The sequence below is a fragment of the Burkholderia sp. AU45388 genome (assembly GCF_030481585.1).
GTDB classification, from domain to species: domain Bacteria; phylum Pseudomonadota; class Gammaproteobacteria; order Burkholderiales; family Burkholderiaceae; genus Burkholderia; species Burkholderia sola.
On sequence record NZ_JAUJPV010000042.1, the window covers coordinates 1 to 23,562 of the forward strand.

General features: G+C 64.7%; 26 protein-coding genes and 1 rRNA gene. 15 read left to right on the plus strand and 12 right to left on the minus strand.

The features are described from left to right. A partial coding sequence (locus tag QZM72_RS34645) for an AMP-binding protein (protein WP_301740372.1) occupies positions 1 to 695 on the minus strand: 695 nt, incomplete at its 3' end. A gap of 319 nt (positions 696 to 1,014) precedes the next feature. Here QZM72_RS34645 and QZM72_RS34650 point away from each other — a divergent pair. The 9 genes from QZM72_RS34650 to QZM72_RS34690 all read left to right on the plus strand — a co-directional run bounded on the left by QZM72_RS34650 (position 1,015) and on the right by QZM72_RS34690 (position 8,289). Continuing rightward, a complete protein-coding gene (locus QZM72_RS34650; protein ID WP_301740373.1) occupies positions 1,015 to 1,923 on the plus strand; it encodes a DMT family transporter in 909 nt (302 codons plus the stop codon). Positions 1,924 to 2,035: 112 nt separating this feature from the next. Then, the gene (locus QZM72_RS34655) at positions 2,036 to 2,620 is read left to right on the plus strand and encodes a TIGR00645 family protein (RefSeq protein WP_012492727.1); all 585 of its coding nucleotides are present in this window, start codon (positions 2,036 to 2,038) and stop codon (positions 2,618 to 2,620) included. A 43-nt stretch (positions 2,621 to 2,663) separates the two neighbouring features. Beyond that, a complete protein-coding gene (locus QZM72_RS34660) occupies positions 2,664 to 4,187 on the plus strand; it encodes a fumarate hydratase (protein ID WP_089467866.1) in 1,524 nt (507 codons plus the stop codon). Positions 4,188 to 4,380: 193 nt separating this feature from the next. Continuing rightward, a complete protein-coding gene (gene bfr, locus QZM72_RS34665; protein ID WP_011352652.1) occupies positions 4,381 to 4,857 on the plus strand; it encodes a bacterioferritin in 477 nt (158 codons plus the stop codon). A gap of 34 nt (positions 4,858 to 4,891) precedes the next feature. Continuing rightward, positions 4,892 to 5,749, plus strand: a complete 858-nt coding sequence (gene murI, locus QZM72_RS34670) for a glutamate racemase (RefSeq protein ID WP_089467867.1) — start codon at positions 4,892 to 4,894, stop codon at positions 5,747 to 5,749. Between the two features lie 148 nt (positions 5,750 to 5,897). Beyond that, entirely contained in the window at positions 5,898 to 6,134 is a 237-nt protein-coding gene (locus QZM72_RS34675) for a bacterioferritin-associated ferredoxin (protein WP_006482749.1), read from the plus strand. Between the two features lie 218 nt (positions 6,135 to 6,352). Then, positions 6,353 to 7,084: an energy transducer TonB gene (locus tag QZM72_RS34680; RefSeq protein ID WP_301740374.1), complete on the plus strand. Its 732-nt coding sequence runs from the start codon at positions 6,353 to 6,355 to the stop codon at positions 7,082 to 7,084. Between the two features lie 28 nt (positions 7,085 to 7,112). Further along, complete coding sequence (locus QZM72_RS34685; protein ID WP_089467869.1) at positions 7,113 to 7,847, plus strand: MotA/TolQ/ExbB proton channel family protein; 735 nt, start codon at positions 7,113 to 7,115, stop codon at positions 7,845 to 7,847. 13 nt (positions 7,848 to 7,860) lie between these two features. Next, a complete protein-coding gene (locus QZM72_RS34690) occupies positions 7,861 to 8,289 on the plus strand; it encodes a biopolymer transporter ExbD (protein WP_089467870.1) in 429 nt (142 codons plus the stop codon). A gap of 425 nt (positions 8,290 to 8,714) precedes the next feature. Here the strand turns inward: QZM72_RS34690 and QZM72_RS34695 are convergent, their stop codons facing one another. Continuing rightward, entirely contained in the window at positions 8,715 to 9,689 is a 975-nt protein-coding gene (locus tag QZM72_RS34695) for a LysR substrate-binding domain-containing protein (RefSeq protein WP_089467871.1), read from the minus strand. 121 nt (positions 9,690 to 9,810) lie between these two features. Here QZM72_RS34695 and QZM72_RS34700 point away from each other — a divergent pair, with 121 nt between their 5' ends. The 3 genes from QZM72_RS34700 to hemP all read left to right on the plus strand — a co-directional run bounded on the left by QZM72_RS34700 (position 9,811) and on the right by hemP (position 11,647). Then, entirely contained in the window at positions 9,811 to 10,683 is an 873-nt protein-coding gene (locus QZM72_RS34700; RefSeq protein WP_089467872.1) for a pirin family protein, read from the plus strand. Between the two features lie 96 nt (positions 10,684 to 10,779). Next, complete coding sequence (locus QZM72_RS34705; RefSeq protein ID WP_089467873.1) at positions 10,780 to 11,262, plus strand: SRPBCC family protein; 483 nt, start codon at positions 10,780 to 10,782, stop codon at positions 11,260 to 11,262. Positions 11,263 to 11,401: 139 nt separating this feature from the next. Then, positions 11,402 to 11,647: a hemin uptake protein HemP gene (hemP, locus tag QZM72_RS34710; RefSeq protein WP_034207822.1), complete on the plus strand. Its 246-nt coding sequence runs from the start codon at positions 11,402 to 11,404 to the stop codon at positions 11,645 to 11,647. A 276-nt stretch (positions 11,648 to 11,923) separates the two neighbouring features. Here the strand turns inward: hemP and QZM72_RS34715 are convergent, their stop codons facing one another. The 5 genes from QZM72_RS34715 to uvrB all read right to left on the minus strand — a co-directional run bounded on the left by QZM72_RS34715 (position 11,924) and on the right by uvrB (position 17,474). Next, positions 11,924 to 13,321, minus strand: coding sequence for a 4Fe-4S binding protein (locus QZM72_RS34715; RefSeq protein ID WP_301740375.1), 1,398 nt, complete (start codon positions 13,319 to 13,321; stop codon positions 11,924 to 11,926). Beyond that, entirely contained in the window at positions 13,318 to 14,160 is an 843-nt protein-coding gene (locus QZM72_RS34720) for an FTR1 family protein (RefSeq protein WP_027784952.1), read from the minus strand. Before QZM72_RS34720 ends, QZM72_RS34715 begins: the two co-directional genes overlap by 4 nt. 58 nt (positions 14,161 to 14,218) lie before the next feature. Further along, entirely contained in the window at positions 14,219 to 14,551 is a 333-nt protein-coding gene (locus tag QZM72_RS34725; protein WP_027810193.1) for a cupredoxin domain-containing protein, read from the minus strand. 55 nt (positions 14,552 to 14,606) lie between these two features. Beyond that, the gene (locus tag QZM72_RS34730; protein ID WP_006483880.1) at positions 14,607 to 15,158 is read right to left on the minus strand and encodes an iron transporter; all 552 of its coding nucleotides are present in this window, start codon (positions 15,156 to 15,158) and stop codon (positions 14,607 to 14,609) included. Between the two features lie 225 nt (positions 15,159 to 15,383). Then, the gene (gene uvrB, locus QZM72_RS34735) at positions 15,384 to 17,474 is read right to left on the minus strand and encodes an excinuclease ABC subunit UvrB (protein ID WP_050018183.1); all 2,091 of its coding nucleotides are present in this window, start codon (positions 17,472 to 17,474) and stop codon (positions 15,384 to 15,386) included. A 259-nt stretch (positions 17,475 to 17,733) separates the two neighbouring features. On the opposite strand from uvrB, the gene QZM72_RS34740 reads away from it, so the two are divergent. Beyond that, on the plus strand, positions 17,734 to 18,933 hold the full coding sequence (locus tag QZM72_RS34740) for an amino acid aminotransferase (protein ID WP_089467875.1): 1,200 nt from the start codon (positions 17,734 to 17,736) through the stop codon (positions 18,931 to 18,933). A gap of 118 nt (positions 18,934 to 19,051) precedes the next feature. On the opposite strand, the gene QZM72_RS34745 is transcribed toward QZM72_RS34740, so the two are convergent. Then, entirely contained in the window at positions 19,052 to 19,840 is a 789-nt protein-coding gene (locus QZM72_RS34745; protein ID WP_089467876.1) for a 3-hydroxybutyrate dehydrogenase, read from the minus strand. A gap of 164 nt (positions 19,841 to 20,004) precedes the next feature. Between QZM72_RS34745 and QZM72_RS34750 the strand changes: the two genes are divergently transcribed. Continuing rightward, on the plus strand, positions 20,005 to 20,976 hold the full coding sequence (locus QZM72_RS34750; RefSeq protein ID WP_089467877.1) for an aldo/keto reductase: 972 nt from the start codon (positions 20,005 to 20,007) through the stop codon (positions 20,974 to 20,976). 111 nt (positions 20,977 to 21,087) lie between these two features. Continuing rightward, the gene (locus QZM72_RS34755; protein ID WP_089467878.1) at positions 21,088 to 21,933 is read left to right on the plus strand and encodes a 23S rRNA (adenine(2030)-N(6))-methyltransferase RlmJ; all 846 of its coding nucleotides are present in this window, start codon (positions 21,088 to 21,090) and stop codon (positions 21,931 to 21,933) included. A gap of 20 nt (positions 21,934 to 21,953) precedes the next feature. Here QZM72_RS34755 and QZM72_RS34760 read toward each other — a convergent pair whose 3' ends face one another. From QZM72_RS34760 to rrf, 4 genes are all read right to left on the minus strand, one after another. Beyond that, positions 21,954 to 22,283 carry a hypothetical protein gene (locus QZM72_RS34760; RefSeq protein WP_089467997.1) on the minus strand — a complete coding sequence of 110 codons (330 nt, stop codon included), beginning with the start codon at positions 22,281 to 22,283 and terminating at the stop codon, positions 21,954 to 21,956. Between the two features lie 145 nt (positions 22,284 to 22,428). Further along, positions 22,429 to 22,575, minus strand: a complete 147-nt coding sequence (locus tag QZM72_RS34765) for a DUF3563 family protein (protein WP_006478295.1) — start codon at positions 22,573 to 22,575, stop codon at positions 22,429 to 22,431. Between the two features lie 215 nt (positions 22,576 to 22,790). Beyond that, positions 22,791 to 23,195, minus strand: coding sequence for a Cu(I)-responsive transcriptional regulator (cueR, locus tag QZM72_RS34770; protein ID WP_089467879.1), 405 nt, complete (start codon positions 23,193 to 23,195; stop codon positions 22,791 to 22,793). A gap of 251 nt (positions 23,196 to 23,446) precedes the next feature. Beyond that, a 5S ribosomal RNA gene (gene rrf, locus QZM72_RS34775) occupies positions 23,447 to 23,559 on the minus strand. Positions 23,560 to 23,562 lie beyond the last annotated feature (3 nt).

Sequence of the window (23,562 nt, forward strand, 5' to 3'; positions counted from 1 at the left end):
TTGCCGCCGGTGCGGCGATAGACGATCACGCTCTTGACCGCTTCGCAGCCGCCCAGCGCGATCGCCTCGTCGGCGATGCTCTTGAGCGGCAGCGTCTTGCCGCCGCGGGCCTGCTCGTCGGCGGTGACCAGCGCGACCGCGCCGACGTCGACGAGCCGCTCGTTCAGCGATTTCGCGGAGAAGCCGCCGAACACGACCGAGTGCGTCGCGCCGATGCGCGCGCAGGCCTGCATCGCGACGATGCCTTCGATCGACATCGGGATATAGATGACGACGCGGTCGCCCTTGCCGATCCCGCGTTTCTTCAGCGCATTGGCGAAGCGCGACACGCGCGCGAGAAGATCCGCATAGGTCACGCGGGTGACGGTGCCGTCGTCGGCCTCGAAGATCACCGCGACGCGCTCGCCGTTGCCGGCTTCGACGTGGCGGTCGAGGCAGTTGTACGACGCGTTCAGTTCGCCGTCGTCGAACCACTTGTAGAACGGCGCGTTGCTCTCGTCGAGCACCTGGGTGAACGGCTTGCGCCACGTGAGGCCTTCGCGCGCGAGACGCGCCCAGAAGCCTTCGTAATCCTGCTCGGCCTCGGCGACGAGCGCGCGATAGGCCGGCATGCCGGAAATGGTCGCCGTCTTCTCGAGCGCCGCGGGCGGCGCGAACTGACGGGTTTCGTGAAGAACCGATTCAATCGCAGACATCGACAACCCCTTGGTGAACATGAATCCTCTGCATGGCGGCGCGATCGTGTGCGCCGCGCGTCGTCTTGGCCGGCGCCTGCGCGCCGCTGTCTCCCACCACCCGCACGCGGCCGCGAAGGGCTGCGCACGATGCTGCACCGCACCACCTCACGCGAACGTGAGCCGCGGCCCGGCAATGTCCACGATAAGCGCTCCAACTTACCCGTCACTTACGCGGCATGGCCGTTTCGCGGGTCGGGCGCGCCGCACCGAGGTCGGCTTTACGCTGTTACGACCGCGACCCTACAATCCTAACTGAACTCGCCTTCCGGATTCCAGCTTGAATCGCTACGCCCTCTTCCTCATCCTGTCGATGCTGTTCGTCGGCAGCAACGTCGGTATCGGTAAATCCATCGTTGCGTTCGTCCCGGTCGCCATCCTCGCCACGCTGCGCTTCGTGATCGCGATCGCCGTGCTGTGGCCGCTGTTCCGTCCCGTGAAGATGCGCGCGGTCAAGCGCGGCGAATGGCTGAACCTGTTCCTGCAAGCATTCTTCGGCACCTTCATGTTCACGCTGCTGATGCTCAACGGCGTGCAGCGCACGAGCGCGGTGGCCGCGGGCGTCATCACGAGCACGATCCCCGCGATCGTCGCGCTGTTCGCATGGTTGATCCTGCGTGAAAAACCGAACGGCCGTGCGCTCGTGTCGATCGCGCTCGCGATCGTCGGGGTCGTGACGATCAACCTCGCGAACGGCAGCGCGGCCGGTCACGGCACGCAGGGCGACGCGTCCGGCTCGCTGATCGGCAACCTGCTGATCCTCGGCGCGGTGTGCTGCGAATCGATCTACGTGATCCTGTCGCGCCGGCTCACGCAAACGCTCGCCCCGATCGACATCTGCGCGTATACCCACCTGTTCGGGCTGTTCCTGATGCTGCCGCTCGGCGCGACGGCGCTATGGCATTTCGATTACGCGAGCGTGCCCGCCGGCACCTGGGCGCTCGTCGTCTGGTACGGGCTGTCGGCCAGCATCTTCTCGTTCTGGTTGTGGATGAAGGGCATCCGGCACGTGCCGGGCAGTCTCGCCGGCGTGTTCAGCGCGGTGCTGCCGATCGCCGCGGCCGCGTACGGCATCGCGTTCCTCGGCGAGCGCCCGACGCTCGCGCACGGCATCGCGCTCGCGTGCGTCGTCGCCGGCATCGTGCTCGCGAGCCTGCGCGGAAAACGCGTGCCGGCGGCCGCTTCCTGATCCGTCCCCGGCCGTGCCGGCGCGTCGCTGCAGCGGCGCCGGCCGACGCGTTACAATAGCGCGCCTTTTCAAGATTACCCCCGATACCTGCGCACCGCGCCCGTACCCCGACATGTCCGCCCCGCATTCGCCCGGCCATCCCGGCCGCCGCCCGCTTCGCCCCCTTCCCGCGCTGATTTTCATGAGCCGCTGGCTCCAGGTGCCGCTTTACCTCGGCCTGATCGTCGCGCAAGCCGTCTACGTGTTCCTGTTCCTGAAGGAAGTCTGGCACCTGCTGTCGCATGCGACGGGCCTCGACGAAATCAGCGTGATGCTCGCCGTGCTCGGCCTGATCGACGTGGTGATGATCTCGAACCTGCTGATCATGGTGATCGTCGGCGGATATGAAACGTTCGTGTCGCGGCTCGGCATCGAGGGCCACCCCGACGAGCCCGAATGGCTCGACCACGTGAACGCGGGCGTGCTGAAGGTCAAGCTGTCGATGGCGCTGATCAGCATTTCGTCGATCCACCTGCTGAAGACCTTCATCAACCCCGACCAGCACACGACGCACGCGATCATGTGGCAGGTGATCATCCACGTGTCGTTCCTCGTGTCGGCGCTCGTGATGGCGTGGGTCGATCGCCTGACGACGCACACGCACCCGGCCCATTTCCACGAGGCGCATGCGCCCGCGGCGTCCCGACCGGCGGCCTGACCCGTCGGCAAACCATTCCCACTGTCCCCACAGAGTCTCAGCCATGACCGTCATCAAACAGGAAGACCTGATCCAGAGCATCGCGGATTCGCTGCAGTACATCAGCTACTACCATCCGCTCGACTACATCCAGGCCCTCGGCCGCGCGTACGAGCTGGAAGAGAGCCCGGCGGCGAAGGACGCGATTGCGCAGATCCTCACGAACAGCCGCATGTGCGCGGAAGGTAAGCGCCCGATCTGCCAGGACACCGGCATCGTGACGATCTTCGTGAAGGTCGGCATGGACGTGCGCTGGGACGGCGCGACGATGGGCGTCACCGACATGATCAACGAAGGCGTGCGCCGCGGTTACACGCACCCGGACAACGTGCTGCGCGCGTCGATCGTCAACCCGCCGGAAGGCGCCCGCAAGAACACGAAGGACAACACGCCGGCCGTGATCCACTACGAGATCGTGCCGGGCGACAAGGTCGACGTGCAGGTCGCGGCGAAGGGCGGCGGCTCGGAAAACAAGTCGAAGTTCGTGATGCTGAACCCGTCCGACTCGATCGTCGACTGGGTGCTGAAGACGGTCCCGACGATGGGCGCCGGCTGGTGCCCGCCGGGCATGCTCGGGATCGGCATCGGCGGCACCGCCGAGAAGGCGATGCTGATGGCGAAGGAATCGCTGATGGAGCCGATCGACATCCAGGAAATCATCGCGCGCGGCCCGAAGGACTGGGTCGAGGAACTGCGCGTGGAATTGCACGAGAAGGTCAACGCGCTCGGCATCGGCGCGCAGGGCCTCGGCGGCCTCGCGACCGTGCTCGACGTGAAGATCATGGCGGCGCCGACGCATGCGGCCTCGAAGCCGGTCGCGCTGATCCCGAACTGCGCGGCCACGCGCCACGCGCATTTCGTGCTCGACGGTTCGGGCCCGGCCAAGCTTGAAGCGCCGTCGCTCGACGCCTGGCCGAAGGTGCAGTGGGAACCGAACACGGAAACCAGCAAGCGCGTCGACCTGAACACGCTGACGCCGGAAGAAGTCGCGAGCTGGACGCCGGGCCAGACGCTGCTGCTGTCGGGCAAGATGCTCACCGGCCGCGACGCCGCGCACAAGCGCATCGCCGACATGCTCGCGAAGGGCGAGAAGCTGCCGGTCGACTTCACGAACCGCGTGATCTACTACGTCGGGCCGGTCGATCCGGTGCGCGACGAAGTGGTCGGCCCGGCCGGCCCGACGACGGCCACGCGCATGGACAAGTTCACCGAGACGATGCTCGCTCAGACGGGTCTGATCTCGATGGTCGGCAAGGCCGAGCGCGGCCCGGTCGCGATCGATGCGATCAAGAAGCACAAGGCGGCCTACCTGATGGCGGTCGGCGGTGCGGCCTACCTCGTGTCGAAAGCGATCCGCGGCGCGAAGGTGCTCGCGTTCGAAGACCTCGGCATGGAAGCGATCTACGAGTTCGACGTGCAGGACATGCCGGTGACGGTGGCCGTCGATTCGTCGGGTACGTCGGTGCATCAGACGGGTCCGAAGGAATGGCAGGCGAAGATCGGCAAGATCCCGGTCGCCACCGCTTAAGCGCGATCGAACGAAAGGCCGGACACACGTCCGGCCTTTTTACTTCTCATTCTCATTATCGTGTTCGGCCGGTCGTTCAAGGCTGATTCTCATTACACGCAAAAAGCAGGCCCGACAAGGCTTCGAGGCTTGGCTTTTCTCGTTCGAGCGATTATCGTTCGGTTTCTGAAGCCCCACTGAACAAGGAACAGCCATGCAAGGCGACAAGAAAGTCATCGAATATCTGAACGCCCAACTGAAGAATGAACTCACGGCGATCAACCAGTACTTCCTGCATGCGCGCATGTACAAGCACTGGGGCCTCGAGAAGCTCGGCAAGCACGAATACGACGAGTCGATCGGCGAAATGAAGCACGCCGACTGGCTGATCGAGCGCGTGTTCATGCTCGACGGGCTGCCGAACCTGCAGGACCTGCACAAGCTGCTCGTCGGCGAGGAAACCGAAGAGATCCTGAAGTGCGACCTGAAGCTCGAGCAGATCTCGCAATCCACCTGCAAGGAAGCGATCGCCTACTGCGAATCGGTTCGCGACTACGTGTCGCGCGAGATCTTCGAAAAGATCCTCGACGACACCGAAGAGCACATCGACTGGCTCGAAACGCAGATCGACCTGATCGGCAAGGTCGGCCTGCAGAACTATCAGCAAACGATGATGGGCTCGCCCGAGTAATCGCCCCACCCGCCGGCCCGCCGCCCGCCCGACGATGACGAACCCGTCCGCCGCACCCGCGCCGCGCGCCGCCGCCCCTGTCGGCATCTTCGATTCGGGGCTCGGCGGCCTGTCGGTGCTGCGCGCCGTGCGCGCGCACCTGCCCGACGAATCGTTCGTCTACGTCGCCGACTCGCACCACGCGCCGTATGGCCCGCGCGACGAGGCATTCATCACGGAACGCACGCTGGCGATCGGCGAATGGCTCGCCCGCGAAGGCGCGAAAGCGCTCGTGATCGCATGCAACACGGCAACGGCACGGGCGATCGCGGCCATCCGCGAACGCCTGTCGATTCCGCTCGTCGGCGTCGAGCCAGGCATCAAGCCGGCCGCCGCGCTGTCCACGACCGGCGTCGCGGGCGTCCTCGCGACGCAATCGACGCTGAACAGCCCACGCTTCCAGGCGCTGCTCGATCGCTACGGCGCCGGCCGCCGCTTCATCTGCCAGCCCGGCCACGGGCTCGTCGAAGCGATCGAACGCGGCGACACGAATTCGCCCGCGTTGCGCGCGCTGCTCGAGCGTTACATCCAGCCGATGCTCGACGACGGCGCCGATACGCTGGTACTCGGCTGCACGCACTACCCGTTCTTCACAGACACGATTCGTGACCTTGTTGGCGAGCGCCTGACGATCGTCGACACGAGCGATGCCATCGCCCGCCAGCTCGCGCGGGTGCTCGACGAGCGCGGACTGCGCGCGCCGGCCGGCACGCATGCCGCGCTGCCGCGCTTCTGCTCGACGAGCGACGGCCTGCAACTGCACGCGCTCGCGTCGACGCTGCTCGGCCTCGATGCGCCGGTCGAATCCGTCACCATTTCCTCGCCGAACGCGCGCGCCTGCGCGACCGCCTGACGCGGGCCGGCGGCGCCCGCCCGCCGCCCCTTCGCCCTCCGTCGTTTCAAGGGGTCCGATGACCTTAAAAAAAGCCCGACCCAGGCTTGTCAATCCCCGCAAAATTAATGATAATAATTCGCATTAACGTTAGCTATCGCAACTCATCATGATCGTCTGCGTGTGCAAGTCTGTTTCCGATCGCAAGATTCGCGCGTCCCTCGCCGAGGGCGTGAACTCTTTCGATGAACTCCAGTTCGAGCTCGGCGTGGCCACGTGCTGCGGCAAGTGCGAGGAGTCCGTACGCGACCTCATGGCCGAGCAAGGCGTCTGCGCGAGCCGTTGCGGCGTCGAGCATCATGCGCATCCGATTCCGGTCACGTTCTACGACCGCAAGGCCGCCTGAGCGGCGCCGAGCATGCGCATGCGGCCCAGGCCGCATTTTTTGTCTTGACCGTCAGCAAGCCATCGTCTGCGCGAGCCAACGGCTTACCTGCCAAGGAGCCTGTGATGGAATTGCTGATCGGATTCGTAACCACCGTTTGCATCTCGCTGCTGATCTTCCGCAAGTGATGCCGATTCACCCGCCGCGCCCCGGGTGCGACGTCGTTCTTTCAAGCTAACATGCAGGCTTCGCATCTCGCTCCTGCCGGCGCCATGCCGGCTGCACCACGTATGAATCCCCGAGTGATCGTCGTCGCGGTCGGCGTGCTTGCCGCACACGCGATCATGCTGACGGCCGCATGGCTCCATCGCAACGCGCCGCCGCCGAAATCGGTCGAGGTCCAGACGATCACCGCGCAGCTCATCACGCCTGCGCCGATCGCGCAGCAGGTCGCGGCCGAATCGATCCCCCAGCCCGCACCGCCGAAGCCCGTGCCGCGCGTGAAGCCGAAGGTCGAGCCGAAGCCGGTACAGAAAGCGGCGAAGCCGACCCCGCAGCCGGTTGCGCCGTCGCCGGCCCCGTCGCCCACGCCCGCTCCCGCCGCCGATCCGACACCGGCTCCCGCCGCGCCCGCTCCCGCCGCACCGGCCGCCACGCCGGGCCCGGCGCGCGAAACGATGCAGGTCAGCGCACCGAAGAACGTGCCGACGCTCCAATGCAACTTCGTGAAGCCCGACTATCCGTCGATGTCGCGCCGCCGCGGCGAATCGGGCACCGCCTATGTTCACTTCGTCGTCGGCGTGACCGGCAAGATCGAAAGCATCGATCTGCAGAAGAGCAGCGGTTATCCGCGCCTCGACGATGCCTCACTCGACGCGATGCGCGCGACCACCTGCCGCCCGTACGTCGAGAACGGCCAGGCGATCCGCGCCGCCCGCACACAGCCCTACAGCTTCGGGCTCACTGATTAACATCCGGAAGATTCAAAGGAAACAAAAAATGCAAAGCTACGGTATCGCGCACGTCTGGGCGCAAGGTGATTTCGTCACGCGCGCCATTGCGATCACGCTGCTCGTGATGTCGGTCCTGTCGTGGATCGTGATCGTCATGAAGGGCTGGAACGTGATCCGCCTGAACCGCCTCACGAAGAATGCCGAACAGGCGTTCTGGCATTCCGACAATTTCGACGACGGCATCAAGAAGCTCGGCCTCGCCGCATCGACGCCGAACGACAACCCGTTCCTCGCGCTCGCGCTGTCGGGCAAGGAAGCCGCCGATCACCACCATCAGACGCAACCGCACCTGCACGACCGCATGGACGTATCGGACTGGGTCACGCGCTGCCTGAAGGACACGATGGACGAAGGCATCTCGCGCATGCAGAGCGGCCTCGCGATCCTCGCATCGGTCGGCAGCACGGCGCCGTTCGTCGGCCTGTTCGGCACGGTCTGGGGCATCTACCACGCGCTGCTCGCGATCGGCGCCACCGGCCAGACGTCGATCGACCAGGTCGCGGGCCCGGTCGGCGAATCGCTGATCATGACGGCTTTCGGCCTGTTCGTCGCGATTCCCGCGGTGCTCGGCTACAACGCGCTGACCCGCGCGAACAAGGGTGTCGTCAGCAAGCTGCGCCGCTTCGCGCACGGCCTGCATGCGTACTTCGTGACGGGCGCGAGCCTCGCGTCGTCGTCGACGCGCGACGGCCTGCGTCTCGCATCGCGCGCCGCCAGCTGAGACGAGGTGAACCATGGCCATGAACACCGGTTTCAGCGACGATGACGACGATGCCGTGATGAGCGAGATCAACATGACGCCGCTCGTCGACGTCATGCTCGTACTCCTGATCATTTTCCTCGTGACGATCCCGGCGATGCAGCATGCGGTGAAGATCGACCTGCCGCACGCCAGCAGCCGGCCCGTCGACGAAAAGCCGCAGACCGTCGACGTCGCGATCCAGGGCGACGGCACGATCCTGTGGGACGACCACACGGTCACGCGCGAACAGCTGCAGGCACGCATCGCGGAAGCCGCGAAGCGTACGCCGCAGCCGGAATTGCATCTGCGCGCGGACCGCAAGGTCGCCTACGAACACGTCGCGGAAGTGATGTCGGATGCGCAGGCAGGCGGCCTGACGAAGCTCGGCTTCGTGACGGAGCCGGGTGCGAAAGCGAAGTAACGCGCGCACGTTCCGTCGTCGGCGGCAGCCAGTAGTCACTGCGTACCTGGCCGGCCGCACCTGGCCGGCCACACCTGGCCGGCCACACCTAGCCGGCCACACACAAAGTAAAAGGCCTTCATCGCCAGATGAAGGCCTTTTTTCATGCGCACGCGGGCGCCTTCGGGCGGCGGGCTCTTGGCGGTATCGGTTACGCCTCGAGCAACGCAAATGCGACTCTGCCGTGGTCTGCACGGACTGCGCGTTCTGCCCTATCTGGCTCGCAATATATGCGGCCACCTGATTTCGCTCAGAACTTCCTTCGCGAAATGGGATTTCAATATAGGCCCGCCCGCGCACGCATTCAAGGTTCCGGCGATTGAAACTTGCGATTGCAGGCGACGCTTCAATGACAAAACAAATTTGCGTCGTCGTGCATGCCGTGTTCAGGTGGCCGAAACATCGGCCGCCGCTTCGTTCTTCGCGCGCTCGGGGCAACCCGGCTCCTTGTACGCGCCGTGGTCGAGCTTCTCGACCAGGTAATCGACGAACGCACGGACCGCGGGCGGCATCCCCTGCCGCGACACGAACACCGCATACAGCTGCGGCACCGGCAGCGTCCAGCCCGGCATCACCGGCGACAACTGCCCCGCACGCAACGCGTTGCCGTACATCATTTCCGGCAGCGCCGCGATGCCGAGGCCGTCGAGCACGGCCTCGCGGATCGTCATCAGGTCGGCCGTCACGAGACGCGGATCATGCTCGTGCACGTGGCGCGTTCCGTCCGGCGCGATCAGATTGAATACGTGCCGGCCGTCGACGCTCGGCGTATCGAGCGTCTCGAAGCCGGTCAGGTCGTCCGGCGCCAGCGGCGGCGCATTCTGGCTCAGCAGGCTCGGCGCGCCGACCAGCATCTGCTCGGTGCGCCACAGCGGCCGCACGACGATGTTCGCGTTCTGCGGCGGCTCCGAGCGCACGCGCAACGCGACGTCGATCGAATCCTCGAACAGGTCGATCACGCGATTCGTCACGCGCACATGCACCTTCACCTCGGGATAACGGCGCAGGAATTCGGGCAGGATGCGCGACAGCATCGTCTGCGACAGCGTCACCGGCACGCTGACGCGCACCGAGCCGCGCGGCGACGCGCGCAACTGCTGCACCGCGTTCATCGCGGCCCGCGCTTCGGCGAGCATCGCCTGGCAATGCTGGTAGAACAGCTCCCCCGCCTCGGTCAGTGCGAGCTTGCGCGTCGAGCGCTGCAGCAGGCGCACGCCGAGCGCCGCCTCGAGTTCGGTCAGGCGCCGCGACAGACGCGATTTCGAGATGCCCAGCACGCGTTCGGCGGCCGAGAAGCCGCCATGTTCGACGACCTGCGAGAAGTACATCAGGTCGTTCAGGTTATGTGCATCGATATTCATCTCATCGTTCCAATTTCAGAACAATCCATTGCGAACCGCCGCCAATCGCCCGGTAAAACGCCCAATATAATAGCGCTATGTTTCGAAAATAACGCTATTCCGATGATTTCGAGGGCTTCCCATGACTACCGCTCGCTCGCTTGATCGCACCTACCCCGCGCTTCGCACCACCGAAGGCGGCGGTTTCGTGGTTCACCGCCCGTTCCCGACGCGGCTGTTGATGGATTTCGATCCGTTCCTGCTGCTCGATGAAATGGGCCCCATCGACTACGCCCCCGGCGAAGCCGTCGGTGCGCCCGACCATCCGCATCGCGGCTTCGAGACCGTGACCTACGCGCTCGACGGGCGCTTCCGCCATCGCGACTCGTCCGGCCATGCCGGCACACTCGGCCCCGGCGACGTGCAGTGGATGACGGCCGGCGCCGGCGTCGTGCACAGCGAGATGCCGGATCCGGCGTTCGCTCAGGCAGGCGGACGCTCCCACGGCTTCCAGCTGTGGGTCAACCTGCCGCGCCGCGACAAGATGATCGCGCCGCGCTACCAGGAAATCCCGGCCGCCCGCATTCCGACCGCGACGTCGCCGGACGGCGGCGCACGCGTGCGCGTCATCGCGGGCGAAGCATTCGGCGTAAAGGCCGCGATCGAGACGCGCACACCGATCCTCTATCAGCACTTCACGCTGGAGCCCGGCGCGACGGTCACGCAGCCCGTGCCGGCCGGTTATCGCGTGTTTGCCTATCCGATCGACGGAACGGGCCTCTATGGGCCCGACAGGCAGGCTGTCGACGCACGACACATGATCGTCTACGGCGACGATGGCGACACCGTCACGTTCGGTGCCGGCGACACGTCGCTCGACCTGCTGCTGATCGGCGGCGTGCCGCTCAACGAGCCGATCGTCCGTTACGGCCCGTTCGTGATGAATACCGAGGAAGAGATCCGGCAGGCTGTCGTCGACTATCAGACCGGTCGCATGGGTCGCATCGAAGCGTGAATCGGATCGGGCGGCAGGTGCCGCGAAGCCGGTGGTTTTGCGTCACAATAAGTTCTTGAACCATGTGGCCACCCGCCACCAGAAGGAACCCGCCCCTTGAACTTCGAACACCTGATCCAGATCAACTCCGACGAACCGGGCGTGCCGACCCTCACGCGCGACCAGCTCTGGGAAGGCCTCGTACTGCGTGCGGAACAGCCGCAACTGTTCGTGATCGGCCTCGACAGCTGCGTCATCCGCGAGCGGACGGACACGACCCTCGAGCGCGAACTCCATTACGGTCACGCGACCGTGCGCGACCACGTGACGTTCACGCCGAACCAGCAGGTCCGCTACGACATCCGTGCGGCGGATGGCGAGATCGGCGGTTCGCTGACGATGACGATCGAGGAGCGCGACGACCACGAGCTGTTCCTGCGTTTCGACTACCGCACGACGCTGACGGTCACCGACGACAGCGAAGAAGCGCGACAGACGCACGGGATCGTCAAGGAGGCGTACCGCACGTCGGATATCGACACCGTTCGCCTGATCCGCGAATACGCGCAGGGCCGCAAGGATCCCGATCCGCTGCACTGAATCCGGCGGCGGCCTGCGAGCCGCCGCTTTGATTCAAACTATCAGATCAGACGTTTCGATCGATAAAGAGTCTTTGTAAATGGGAATAGTTATCATTTAGAATTCATTCCATCGTATCGACAGTCACCGATCAAACCGAATGACCGACACCATGCGCCCGACCACGCTGACCCTGCGCCGCACCACCGGCACCGCAGCCAGCAGCCGCCAGAAGACGGCAGCGGTCACCACGCCGGCGAAACCCGCCGGCAACCGCGATGCAGGCACGCGGGTCGTCAACAGCGATGCGCTGCTGCAAGGCCAAAGCCACGTCAGCATCGCGCATAACGGAGAGACTTATCAGTTGCGGGCGACGCGGCTCGGCAAACTGATCCTGACGAAGTAACGACCGAGTATTGTGGGGACCACCTCCCTGAGAGGTGTTGGGCAGTAGCCAGCGTAACGGCTTGCACGCGAGATCTAGACCCCTTCGTGCAAACACACTCAAGCAGCCGTTGCAGCAAGCCAAGCCACTTTTTTGGTTCTCGCACAAGGAAGAAAAAAGCGACACGTCGATGGACGTGTCGCTTTTTGTTTGGGCAACCAATGCGCGAAGCACGCCGCCTGCATATAAGTGGCCGCGCAATGCACGACAGCCGAATGAAGCGGCATGCGCGCCGCTTCAGAACCCCCAGAACATCAGCCACCATGCGCTGTCGACGACGGCCAGCCCGACGGCGAACCACGCGAACGCCGCGAGCCGGCGCGGCCACGCCGCATAGCGCCCCGTGACCTTCCACGCGAGCCACGCACTCCATACGTTGGCGCCGACCAGAATCGCGATGCGCACGTCGGTTGCCCAGCCGAGCGGCACATGCTCGGCGCGCAGCAACGACAGCGTCGTGGCCGACAGCCCGAGGAACACGCCCGCGCCGGCGATCGGGATCAGTGCCTGGGCGAGGTGATGCAGGCGCACGCGATCGAAGCGGCCGAGCATCAGCGTGGCGCCGGCCAGCAACACCAGCAGCGCCGTGCCGTACACGAGCCCCGTGCCGACGATGTAGCTGACGACCAGCCCGCCATCGAGCCAGGAGAACACGTCGTTGCGATCCGGATAGTGCGTGAGCAGGAACCACGGCGCATTGGTCTCGAGCGGCCACGTGATGTCGCGGTCGATCAGCCAGCCCGCGAGCCATTGCTTGATCTGCACGAACCACGGGCTCACGGTCCAGTGGAACGCGCCGATCGCCACGCCGAGCAGGCCGTACAGGATCAGCGCGGTGTCCCACGGGTTGGCCCGCTCCGCCCCGAGGTTCACGACTTCGTCGGACGGCGAGCGCAATGACAGCGAAATCGCGTCGCGGTGCCCGCTGCAGCGGCCGCACATATGGCAGTCCGCCGCGCCCTTCATGTTGCGCAACGGTACCAGCGGTGCGCAGTTGATCGGAATCACGCGATGGCCGTGCTCGCCGTTCTTGTACGAACGGCGCCACGCATCCTCGTCGACCTTGTAGCGCATCGGCGCAAGCCGCGCGAGCAGCCCGAACACGCCGTTGACCGGACACAGATACTTGCACCACACGCGTTTCTCGCGGCCGTACAGCACGCCGATCACGATCGCGCCGACGGTCGAGCCGCCGAGCACGAACAGCACCGCGAGCGGATACTGGTACACGCTCACCATCTGCCCGTAGATCGTCGTGATGCCGAACGCGACGAACGGCCAGCCGCCCCACCGGATCCAGCGCGGGATCGGGCCGCCGCGGCCGAACTTGCTCGCGTATTCGGTAAGCGCCCCTTCGGGGCACAGCACGCCGCACCAGACGCGCCCGAGCATCACCATCGACAGCAGCACGAATGGCCACCAGATGCCCCAGAACGCGAATTGCGCGATGAGCGTGAGGTTGTTCCACAGATGCGCGGAATCGTCCGGCAGCGGCAACACGGCCGGCACGATGATCAGAAACGCGTAGACGGCGACGACGATCCACTGGATACCGCGGATCAGTGCACCGTGGCGCTGCATCCACTGGCCGGCCTGCGCGAGCCAACCCGGCTTGACGGCGGCGACAACGCTCATGCCGCGCGACCCGCTGCGACGGCCGGACGGCGGCTCGCGCGTTTCATCAGCAGCCAGACGACCGCCCAGTACACCGCATACGCCACAAGGTTGGTCAGCGCCGGATGCGCGCGATAACCGGTCAGCGTCGCGACGAGCGAACCGAAGGTGCCCGAATCATCGAGAATCGCGGACGTATCCCACACCTGCGAGATGCCGAGCGGCAGGATTTCCTTGTCGATCAGCTTGTCGACGCCGGTCTGGAACAGGCCCGCGCCGAGGAACAGCAGCATCACTTCGGTGACGCGAAAGAAATGCCGCCACGAGAAGTACTTGCCGCCGAGCTGCAGCAGATAGAACGTGAGGAACGCGAGGCCGAGACCGATCACGACCGCGAGCATCTGGCTGCCGTCGACGTGGCCCGACTGGCCGAAACCCAGGCCGTACAGGAAGATCACCGTCTCGCTGCCTTCGCGGGCGATCGCGAGCGCGACCAGCACGGCGACGCCCCACCAGTTCGAATCGCGCGTACTTTGCTGCAGCGACTGCTCCATGTCGCGCTTCAGCGTGCGGCCGTGCCGGCGCATCCACAGCACCATCTGCACGATCAGCACGCACGCGATCAGCACCATCGCCGTCTGGAAATAGTCCTGCGCGTCGCCGGACAACACTTCGGTGAACCCGACCAGCGCGGCGCCGAGGCCGACGGCCATCAGCAGGCCGACGCCGACGCCGGCCCAGAGGAAAGGCAGGCCGCGGCGCGCGTCGTCGTCGCCGTTTTTCAGCCATGCATAGAGAATGCCGACGACGAGCAGCGCTTCGACGCTCTCCCGCCAGACGATGAACAAGATCTGACCCATCGATACCTCCTGACGCTCGGGGCAAGGGACTGGCGCGCCCGCGCGCAGATAAAACGCGTTACTTCGCGACGATCACGCCCTGTGCCTGCTGGTGGAAATCGTCGAAAAACTTGTATTCGCCCGGCGACAGCGGGGCGACGACCACGAACGAATCGGCGCCCGGCGCGAGCACCTTCTCCTTGCGCAGTTGCACGCTCTCGAATTCGGCGGCGCCCTTGCCGGTGTTCCTGATCTCGATCTTGAAACGCTGGCCGGCCGGCACTTCGATGCGCGCGGGATTCAGCTTGCCGTCCGTCATCTCGAGCTTGAAGGTCGGCAGATCGGCCGCCTGCGCCGCGCCGGCAAGCCACAGCGCAGCGGCTGCGGCAACGATTTTCTGGGGAATTTTCATTCTGGGTTCTCTACGCCGACGGCGCGCCGAAGCGCGCCGTTCGTAATGCCACCGATCAGTAACCGCCCTTCTTGCCGATACCGGCGAACGGGAAGTCGTATTCGAGCGTGATGGGCTTGAACCACGGGCCCACGCCCGTTTCCTTGTCGACGTGGCGACCGAACGCCATGTGACCGGACTGCATCGGCGGCTTGACGACCATCGTCAGGTGATACTTGCCCGGGCCGGCGAGCTTCACGTTGTCGCCATAGTGCGGGCCGTCGCTCGCGACCATGCCCATCAGGTCGCCTTCGGCCTTCCACTTCGTGTCGCCCTGCTTCGTCAGCTTGTACGTGACCTGCAGGTACGGCATCCAGTCGCCTTCGGCGAAACCGGTCGGGTTGTTCTTGACCGCATGGATGTCGGCCTCGAGGTGGATGTCGGAATCCGACGCCTTGCGCATCATGCCTTCCGGGTCCATCGTGATCGGCTGCAGATACACCGCGCCGATTTCCATGCCGCCCTGGATCTGCTGCTTGCCGATCGGATACTCGGCAGCCGAGGCGGACATCGCGGCCAGCGCCGCCGCTACCGCAACCGTCGTGCGGATGAACGAAGAACCCAACATGGACACTCCTTGTTATTTGTCTGACTATCTTGACGAAACGCGGGCCGCCGCCGGCCGCCCGCTGGAAACACTAACGCGACGAAGAACGTTAATGCGAACTATTCTCAATACATGCGAAGTTTAGCACTGAACCAGTTTCGGAACAAACGGAGAGCGCCGTAAACCCCTGATTCGACAAGGCTTACAGGCGCTTTACCAAAAGGATACGGTGACGTTTGGAAAGATTTACCGGCCGCCGCTGATGTGGTCGCCCACGTTCGCGCCGAACACGCGTTCGCGCAGCACGGCAAGCTGGTCGCGGGTCGCGGCGGCCTTCTCGAATTCGAGGTTCTTCGCGTAATCGGCCATCTGCTTCTCGAGACGCTTGATTTCCTTCGCGAGCTGCTTTTCCGACATGTCCTCGAATTTCGCGCGCTGCTGCGCTTCCTTCAACTCCGCACGCGCGTCGTCGGCGTTGTAGACGCCGTCGATGATGTCCTTGATGCGCTTCACGACGCCGCGCGGCGTGATGCCCATCTTTTCGTTGTAGGCGATCTGCTTCGCGCGGCGCCGTTCGGTTTCGCCGATCGCGCGCTTCATCGATTCGGTCATGTTGTCGGCATAGAGAATCGCCTTGCCGTTCACGTTCCGCGCGGCGCGGCCGATCGTCTGGATCAACGAGCGCTCGGCGCGCAGGAAGCCTTCCTTGTCCGCATCGAGAATCGCGACGAGCGACACTTCGGGAATGTCGAGGCCCTCGCGCAGCAGGTTGATCCCGACCAGCACGTCGAACGTGCCGAGCCGCAGATCGCGGATGATCTCGACGCGCTCCACCGTATCGATGTCGCTGTGCAGGTAACGCACCTTGACGCCATGGTCGGCCAGGAACTCGGTCAGCTGTTCGGCCATGCGTTTCGTCAGCGTCGTGATCAGCACGCGCTCGCCGGCCTTCACGCGCGCGTTGATCTCGGTGAGCACGTCGTCAACCTGCGAACTCGCCGGCCGCACTTCGATTTCCGGATCGACGAGGCCCGTGGGTCGCACGACCTGCTCGGCGATCTGCCCCGTCACGCGCTTCTCGTAGTCGGCCGGCGTCGCCGACACGAACACGACCTGGCGCATCTTGCGCTCGAACTCGGGGAACTTCAGCGGCCGGTTGTCGAGCGCCGACGGCAGGCGGAATCCGTAATTGACGAGGTTTTCCTTGCGCGCGCGGTCGCCGTTGTACATGCCGTTCAGCTGGCCGATCAGCACGTGCGATTCGTCGAGCAGCATCAGCGCATCGGGCGGCAGGTAGTCGACGAGCGTCGGCGGCGGATCGCCGGGCGCCGCGCCCGAGAAGTGCCGCGAATAGTTCTCGATGCCCTTGCAGAAGCCGAGCTCCTGCAGCATCTCGAGATCGAAGCGCGTGCGCTGCTCGAGGCGCTGCGCCTCGACGAGCTTGCCTTCGCGATGGAAGAACTCGAGCCGTTCGCGCAGTTCGTCCTTGATCGTCTCGACCGCGCGCATCACGGTGTCGCGCGGCGTCACGTAGTGCGACGATGGGTACACGGTAAAGCGAGGAATCTTCTGCCGCACGCGCCCGGTCAGCGGATCGAACAGGTGCAGCGTCTCGACCTCGTCGTCGAACAATTCGACGCGCACGGCCATTTCCGCGTGTTCGGCCGGGAAGATGTCGATCGTGTCGCCGCGCACGCGGAACGTGCCGCGCTGGAAATCCTGCTCGTTGCGCGTGTATTGCATCGCGATCAATCGCGCGATCACGTCGCGCTGGCCGAGCTTGTCGCCGGTGCGCAGCGTCAGGATCATCTGGTGGTATTCGGACGGATTGCCGATACCGTAGATCGCCGACACCGTCGCGACGATCACCACGTCGCGGCGCTCCATCAGGCTCTTCGTCGCCGACAGCCGCATCTGCTCGATGTGCTCGTTGATCGACGAATCCTTCTCGATGAACAGGTCGCGCTGCGGCACGTAGGCCTCAGGCTGGTAGTAGTCGTAATACGAGACGAAATACTCGACCGCATTGCGCGGGAAGAACTCGCGGAACTCCGCGTAAAGCTGCGCCGCGAGCGTCTTGTTCGGCGCGAACACGATCGCCGGGCGGCCGAGCCGCGCGATCGTGTTGGCCATCGTGAAGGTCTTGCCCGAGCCGGTTACGCCGAGCAGCGTCTGGAAGGCAAGGCCGTCGCCGACGCCTTCGACGAGCGTGTCGATCGCGGTCGGCTGGTCGCCCGCGGGCGGATAGGGCTGGTAAAGCTGGAACGGCGACCCTTCGAAAGTGACGAATTTGGATTCGTCGAGCGCGTCGCCGACTTCGGCATGATGTTCGGACATGGAATGCGGCCGGAGCAAGGGCAAAGAAAGCATTCTAGCGCTTCGCGGCCGCGCGAACTGCTGTCGGCTCCTGACGCGCGACGGCCGCCCGGAATCGCGATTCGCCGCCCTCATCGCGACGGAATCACCGCCCCCGTCAGCACGAATTCGCTACAATGTCAGGCTGCTGCGCTTTCCGGCGTCGCGCCGCAGGCGCGGTTCACCGCGCCCGCCCCGCCGGTTGAAAGCCTGACCCTCTTTTCACTACTGCCGAATCATCATGTCGCTCTTCTCCGCTGTCCAGCTTGCTCCCCGCGACCCGATCCTGGGCCTGAACGAAGCCTTCAACGCCGATGCGCGTCCGACCAAGGTCAACCTCGGCGTCGGCGTGTACACGAACGAAGACGGCAAGATTCCGCTGCTGCGCGCGGTGCGCGACGCGGAGAAGGCGCGTGTCGAGGCCGGCCTGCCGCGCGGCTACCTGCCGATCGACGGGATCGCCGCCTACGATGCGGCCGTGCAGAAGCTGCTGCTCGGCAACGACTCGCCGCTGATCGCGGCAGGCCGCGTGGTCACGGCCCAGGCGCTGGGCGGCACGGGCGCGCTGAAGATCGGCGCCGATTTTCTGCGCACCTTGAACCCGAACGCGAAGGTCGCGATCAGCGATCCGAGCTGGGAAAACCACCGCGCGCTGTTCGAAGCGGCCGGCTTCGAGGTCGTCGCGTACCCTTACTACGACGCAGCCACCCACGGCGTGAACTTCGAAGGCATGCTGTCGGCGCTGAACGGCTACGCGGCCGGCACGGTCGTCGTGCTGCACGCGTGCTGCCACAACCCGACCGGCGTGGACCTGACCGAAGCGCAATGGCAACAGGTCGTTGAAGTCGTGAAGGCGCGCAACCTCGTGCCGTTCCTCGACATGGCCTATCAGGGCTTCGGCGAGAACATCGAAGCCGATGCCGCTGCCGTGCGCCTGTTTGCCGCGGCCGACCTGAACGCGTTCGTGTCGTCGTCGTTCTCGAAGTCGTTCTCGCTGTACGGCGAGCGCGTCGGCGCGCTGTCGATCATCACGTCGAGCAAGGAAGAAGCCACGCGCGTGCTGTCGCAACTGAAGCGCGTGATCCGCACGAACTACTCGAACCCGCCGACCCACGGCGGCGCGGTGGTCGCAGCGGTGCTCGCGTCGCCGGAACTGCATGCTTCGTGGGTGCAGGAACTCGGCGAAATGCGCGATCGCATCCGTGCGATGCGCAATGGTCTCGTCGAGCGCCTGAAGGCAAGCGGCGTCGATCGCGATTTCAGCTTCATCAACGCGCAGCGCGGGATGTTCTCGTATTCGGGCCTGACCTCGGCACAAGTCGATCGCCTGCGCGACGAGTTCGGCATCTATGCGGTCGGCACGGGCCGGATCTGCGTCGCCGCGCTGAACACGCGCAACCTCGACGCGGTCGCCAACGCGGTCGCAGCGGTCCTGAAGTAAAGCTGCACCGGGCGGCGGCTGTCACCGGCCCCGCCCTGCCGACATGAAAAACGCGCTCCACGGAGCGCGTTTTTTGTGCCGTCCAGCGCGACGGGCGGCGACACCGCCCGCACCCGCGTCACTGCATGAACCAGCCGTGGCTGACGACGAACGACTGGCCGGTGAGCGCGGCGCTTGGGAACGCCGACAGGAACAGCACCGTCTGTGCGACGTCCTGCACCGTCGTGAACACGCCGTCGACCGTGTTGCCCAGCATCACCTTCTTGATCACGTCCTCTTCGCTGATGCCGAGCTCCTTCGCCTGCTCCGGAATCTGCTTGTCGACCAGCGGCGTGCGCACGAAGCCCGGACACACCACGTGCGAGCGCACGTTGTGCTTCGCGCCTTCCTTCGCCAGCACGCGCGCGAGACCCAGCAACCCATGCTTGGCCGTCACGTAGGCCGACTTCAGCGGCGACGCCTCGTGCGAGTGCACCGAGCCCATGTAGATCACGACGCCGCCGCGATCGTCCTTGTACATGTGCTTGAGCGCGGCCTTCGTCGTCAGGAATGCGCCATCGACGTGGATCGCCTGCATCTTCTTCCAGTCGGCGAACGAGTAGTTCTCGATCGGATTGACGATCTGGATGCCGGCGTTCGACACGAGGATGTCGACCGAGCCGAACGCCTCGGCCACCTTGTCGATGCCGCTGTTCACGGCATCTTCATTGGTCACGTCCATCGCGACGCCGATCGCCTTGCCGCCTGCCTTGACGATCTCGTCGGCGACCGCGTTCGCGCCGTCCTGGTTCAGGTCGGCGATCGCGACGGCCGCGCCGGCCTTGGCCAGCTCCAGCGCGATTTCCTTGCCGATGCCGCTCGCGGCGCCCGTGACGACTGCGGTCTTGCCGCTCAGATCTGCTGCCATGTCCGTCTCCTCCCGTTATCGGATCGATAAAACACGCGCCCGCCGCATCCGCGTTCAGCACGACATCGCAGCGGCGGGCCAGCCGTCATTGTGCACGATCGGCCCCGCCGTTCGTGCGCAAAACGTCTAAGCTTAAGGTCGGTTCCGTTCAGCAGGAGAGTCTCATGCACTATCGACGGCTAGGCCGCTCCGGCCTGCAGATCAGCGCGCTTTCGCTCGGTTCGTGGGTGACGTACGGCAACCAGGTCGACCAGCGGGTCGCGCGCGAATGCCTCGCCGCGGCACGCGACGCGGGCGTCAATTTCTTCGACAACGCCGAGGTCTACGCCGGCGGCAAGTCCGAGGAAATCATGGGCCACGCGCTCAAGTCGCTCGACTGGCCGCGCGTCAGCTATATCGTGTCCACGAAGTTCTTCTGGGGGCTCGCGGAAGCCCCGAACCAGTATCACACGCTGAACCGGAAGTACCTGCTGAACGCAATCGACGGCTCGCTGCGCCGGCTGCAGCTCGACTATGTCGACCTGGTCTATTGCCATCGCCCGGATCCGCATACGCCGATCGAGGAAACCGTCTGGGCGATGAGCGACATGATCGTGCGCGGCAAGGCGCTGTACTGGGGCACGTCGGAATGGAGCGCCGACGAGATCCGTGCAGCGTGCGAGATCGCCGAGCGCCACCATCTGCACAAGCCGGTCGTCGAACAGCCGCAGTACAACCTGTTCCACCGCACGCGGGTCGAGCAGGAATATGCGCGGCTTTACGACGATTACGGCCTCGGCCTCACGACCTGGAGCCCGCTGGCCTCGGGTCTGCTCACCGGCAAGTATCGCAACGGCGTGCCGGCCGGTAGCCGCGCGCAGTTGCCGGGCTACGACTGGATGCGCGAACGCCTGACCGATCGGGCCGCCAACGACATCGTCGAACGGCTCGGCGAGATCGCGGCCGAGCTCGGCTGCAGTACCGGCCAATTGGCCATCGCTTGGGTGCTCGCGAATCCGCGCGTGAGTTCGGTCATCACGGGCGCATCGCGGGTCGACCAAGTCGGCGACAACATGCGCGCGCTCGACGTTGCGGCGAAGCTGACGCCGGATGTGAAACAACGCATCGAGGCAGTGGTCGGCGACGCATACGTGTGAGGCGACGCGCGGCCACTCGCGTACAATACGCGGCCGCATCGGCGCCCGGCCTCACCGCCGCGCCCGATCGACCGCTTTCATCGATTCACCTTTCGTTTCAGGCAGCCAGCCATGCTCAGTTATCGTCACGGTTTTCACGCAGGCAACCACGCGGACGTGCTCAAGCACGCCGTCGTCGTCCAGCTGCTGCGCTACCTGAACAAGAAAGACAAATCGTACTGGTACATCGATACGCACGCGGGCGCCGGCGTGTACTCGCTGCGCGACGGTTATGCAGCGAAGACGTCGGAATTCGATACCGGCATCGGCCGGCTGTGGGACGAAAAGAGCCTGCCGGAGGCGCTCGGCGACTATGTGGACGAAGTCCGCGCGCTGAACGACGACGGCGAACTGCACTTCTATCCGGGCTCCCCGTACATCGCATGGCGGTCGATGCGCGAGCAGGACCGTATGCGCCTGTTCGAAATGCACACGACGGAAATCGATGTGCTGCGCCACAATTTCCGCGATGCGGGGCGACGCGCGATGATCTTCGCCGGCGACGGTTTCGAGGGTATCAAGGCGTTGCTGCCGCCGCCGCCGCGGCGCGCACTCGTGCTGATCGATCCGTCCTACGAGGACAAGAAGGATTACGCGCGCACGGTGAGCTGCGTGACGGAATGCCTGAAGCGTTTCGCGACCGGCTGCTATGCGATCTGGTATCCGCAGGTCGCGCGGACGGAATCGCAGCGCTTTCCCGAGCAGTTGAAACGCCTGCAGCCGAACAACTGGCTGCACCTGACGCTGACGGTGTCGAATCCGCCGGCCGACGGACTGGGCCTCTACGGCAGCGGGATGTTCATCCTGAATCCCCCGTATACGCTCGCTCAGAGCATGAACGAGGTATTGCCGTACCTGGTCGAGAAGCTGGGACAGGATAGCGGCGCCCGGTTTCAAATCGAGCACCGCGGAAACTGACCGGGCGACGGTCGTTACGGCTACGGCCGGGGCGCGAGCCTCGGCTGGTTGGTGGGCTGCCCGCCCCACGCGGGAACGTTGATATACGGCGCGACGAACAGCGGAACCGACGTGTTCGGCCCCTGCCCGGCCGGAGCCCGCATGCCGGCCGGCTCGACGATCGGTTCCTGCGATAACGGGGCCGTCTGCAACACCAACCCACCCTTGCCGTCCTGGATACCGCGCTGCGTATCGAGAACCAGTGGCCTGGACGACGTCGCGGCACCGGCCGCGAGGCCATGGACGAGCACGACCGCACCCAGAACGAGACGCGCGCGGGCACTGCGACGCACATCGAAACGCAAACCCATGATCGTGTCCTTCACAAGGAAAAGCAGGTCCACACCATAGCGCTGCACCGATGATTTCGCCAGATCCGGCGCACAAAAAACAAAGCCCCGTCAATACGGGGCTTGCTTATCGCTCGGTGCCGCGCGGCACTGACGGTGACTCCGATTACAGCGAGTAGCCGTTGGTTTCGAGCGAGCGGATGCGGCTCTCGAGCTGGACGATGTCCGACGAAGTGGCGAGGTAAGCCTCACGGCGCTCACGTTCTGCGGATTCGAACCAGTTGCTCAGCTTTTCGACGATGTAGGCGATCATGACGTTCTCCAAGGAAGAGGGACCCCTGGTGAATCGAGATTCAGGGATTTCCCGTATAGGGTTATCCCGAATTATAGCGACGCCGCACCAAGATGCCAGTGAAAAACTTGCATGGAGACCATTCCAATTTGGAATGGCGACGATTGAACCGCATATAACCCTTTGATTTATAATCATATTCGGCCTGAGCACATTTTGAGGCTCGAGCGCACGCACTAATTTGGTTCAATAGCGGCGTCGGCCAAGCGCGCCAAAATCGGGCACTCAGGCCGGCCGTCACCATGACAGTGCGCGGCCAGATCGGCCAGCGTGTCGCGCATGTCGCTCAACTCCGCGATGCGTTTGTCGAGTTCGGCCACGTGCTCAAGTGCGATCGATTTCACTTCGGCGCTGGCGCGTGAGCGATCCTGCCAGAGCATCAGCAGCTTGCGAATGTCCTCCACGAGAAAGCCGAGTCGGCGCGCCTGGCGGATGAACCGCAGGATATGGATTTCGTCCGCGCCGTAGATGCGGTAGCCGGCATCGGTACGCTTGCTCGGCGCAAGAAGGCCAACCTGTTCGTAGTACCGGATCATTTTGGCGCTGACTCCGGATTCGCGCGACGCGTCGCCGATATTCATTCCCCGCCCCTCTCCATCAAGCCCCGTTCGAACACGATCATCGACAGATGCCCTCGTCGACGACACTTCGATCGTATCAAATCGCGGAGCTTCGTTCCGGAGGAAGGCTGGGCAGCAGGAGCGCGGATGATCTGATCTGGCGTGTGCACGCTGTTGGGTTACGAGGAATGGGGGCGCTTCGCCGTATGCTTTTTAGGACGCTGAAATGCAAAAACCCCCGCCTTGTCGGGCGGGGGTTTCTGGCTAAGGGAGCCTGACGATTACCTACTTTCACACGGGAATCCGCACTATCATCGGCGTAGAGTCGTTTCACGGTCCTGTTCGGGATGGGAAGGGGTGGGACCGACTCGCTATGGTCATCAGGCAA

Excerpts from the sequence above, each read along its gene's own strand:
- QZM72_RS34655 (WP_012492727.1), top strand. The coding sequence starts at position 2,036 with ATGTCCGCCCCGCATTCGCCCGGCCATCCCGGCCGCCGCCCGCTTCGC.
- QZM72_RS34660 (WP_089467866.1), top strand. The coding sequence starts at position 2,664 with ATGACCGTCATCAAACAGGAAGACCTGATCCAGAGCATCGCGGATTCG.
- bfr (WP_011352652.1), top strand. The coding sequence starts at position 4,381 with ATGCAAGGCGACAAGAAAGTCATCGAATATCTGAACGCCCAACTGAAG.
- murI (WP_089467867.1), top strand. The coding sequence starts at position 4,892 with ATGACGAACCCGTCCGCCGCACCCGCGCCGCGCGCCGCCGCCCCTGTC.
- QZM72_RS34675 (WP_006482749.1), top strand. The coding sequence starts at position 5,898 with ATGATCGTCTGCGTGTGCAAGTCTGTTTCCGATCGCAAGATTCGCGCG.
- QZM72_RS34680 (WP_301740374.1), top strand. The coding sequence starts at position 6,353 with ATGCAGGCTTCGCATCTCGCTCCTGCCGGCGCCATGCCGGCTGCACCA.
- QZM72_RS34685 (WP_089467869.1), top strand. The coding sequence starts at position 7,113 with ATGCAAAGCTACGGTATCGCGCACGTCTGGGCGCAAGGTGATTTCGTC.
- QZM72_RS34690 (WP_089467870.1), top strand. The coding sequence starts at position 7,861 with ATGGCCATGAACACCGGTTTCAGCGACGATGACGACGATGCCGTGATG.
- QZM72_RS34695 (WP_089467871.1), bottom strand. The coding sequence starts at position 9,689 with ATGAATATCGATGCACATAACCTGAACGACCTGATGTACTTCTCGCAG.
- QZM72_RS34700 (WP_089467872.1), top strand. The coding sequence starts at position 9,811 with ATGACTACCGCTCGCTCGCTTGATCGCACCTACCCCGCGCTTCGCACC.
- hemP (WP_034207822.1), top strand. The coding sequence starts at position 11,402 with ATGACCGACACCATGCGCCCGACCACGCTGACCCTGCGCCGCACCACC.
- QZM72_RS34715 (WP_301740375.1), bottom strand. The coding sequence starts at position 13,321 with ATGAGCGTTGTCGCCGCCGTCAAGCCGGGTTGGCTCGCGCAGGCCGGC.
- QZM72_RS34720 (WP_027784952.1), bottom strand. The coding sequence starts at position 14,160 with ATGGGTCAGATCTTGTTCATCGTCTGGCGGGAGAGCGTCGAAGCGCTG.
- QZM72_RS34725 (WP_027810193.1), bottom strand. The coding sequence starts at position 14,551 with ATGAAAATTCCCCAGAAAATCGTTGCCGCAGCCGCTGCGCTGTGGCTT.
- QZM72_RS34730 (WP_006483880.1), bottom strand. The coding sequence starts at position 15,158 with ATGTTGGGTTCTTCGTTCATCCGCACGACGGTTGCGGTAGCGGCGGCG.
- uvrB (WP_050018183.1), bottom strand. The coding sequence starts at position 17,474 with ATGTCCGAACATCATGCCGAAGTCGGCGACGCGCTCGACGAATCCAAA.
- QZM72_RS34740 (WP_089467875.1), top strand. The coding sequence starts at position 17,734 with ATGTCGCTCTTCTCCGCTGTCCAGCTTGCTCCCCGCGACCCGATCCTG.
- QZM72_RS34745 (WP_089467876.1), bottom strand. The coding sequence starts at position 19,840 with ATGGCAGCAGATCTGAGCGGCAAGACCGCAGTCGTCACGGGCGCCGCG.
- QZM72_RS34750 (WP_089467877.1), top strand. The coding sequence starts at position 20,005 with ATGCACTATCGACGGCTAGGCCGCTCCGGCCTGCAGATCAGCGCGCTT.
- QZM72_RS34755 (WP_089467878.1), top strand. The coding sequence starts at position 21,088 with ATGCTCAGTTATCGTCACGGTTTTCACGCAGGCAACCACGCGGACGTG.
- QZM72_RS34760 (WP_089467997.1), bottom strand. The coding sequence starts at position 22,283 with ATGGGTTTGCGTTTCGATGTGCGTCGCAGTGCCCGCGCGCGTCTCGTT.
- QZM72_RS34765 (WP_006478295.1), bottom strand. The coding sequence starts at position 22,575 with ATGATCGCCTACATCGTCGAAAAGCTGAGCAACTGGTTCGAATCCGCA.
- cueR (WP_089467879.1), bottom strand. The coding sequence starts at position 23,195 with ATGAATATCGGCGACGCGTCGCGCGAATCCGGAGTCAGCGCCAAAATG.